Here is a 609-nt window from a genome sequence, read left to right as displayed (position 1 = left end):
CGCTTATTACATCGCAGCTGAATACGAAAAAGTCAGTTCCAGGTATAAGGCTAAGTGCAGGAAGGCTCTTTTAAGAGCTTGCGAACTATCTTTTGAGCTGGTGCCGGCCAGTCCGGTGCTGAGCGCATTTTATGGAAGATGGTCCGGTCAGAAAATAGTAGCTAAGGTACTGGCAATAGATGATATAACGCGGCTGCTTTCCATCTTATTGCCCGCAGAAAAAATGGATTTTACCAAAGATAGCAGCCGCAGAGGCAAAAGATTATTTAATGAGCAGGTAAAGGAGGTGTTTGGATTCCGACCTTTGTCACAGGTTGCCGGTCAGAATAAAAAATATACTGCTAAAGAAGTTTTGGAGCTCTATAACTACCTGATGGAATATTATGTGGAAACCATAGAACTCAACGATAATTCCATCCAAAGAAGCAATATTATCCGGGAACTGGATGCGGCTTATGAAGAAAATGATTTTATTACGCTGCTGCAGATTGAAATTGATGAACTGGGCCGGGTCGACTATTTCAATAGCATGGATCTGGAAAGATTGCAATGGGTGATGGTCGCCCTGCTGTACCGGGAGCAGGAGCTTACCGATTTTTTTATCAGCAT

General features: G+C 43.2%; 1 protein-coding gene. It reads left to right on the top strand.

The window, feature by feature from the left end:
* Nucleotides 1-609, top strand: a 609-nt coding sequence (locus B3C94_RS05505) for a hypothetical protein (RefSeq protein ID WP_293900240.1), incomplete at both ends; no start/stop codon positions are given.

Source organism: Sphingobacterium sp. UBA5670, assembly GCF_002420705.1.
Classification (GTDB): domain Bacteria; phylum Bacteroidota; class Bacteroidia; order Sphingobacteriales; family Sphingobacteriaceae; genus Sphingobacterium.
This window is presented reverse-complemented; position numbering and strand designations above follow the sequence as displayed.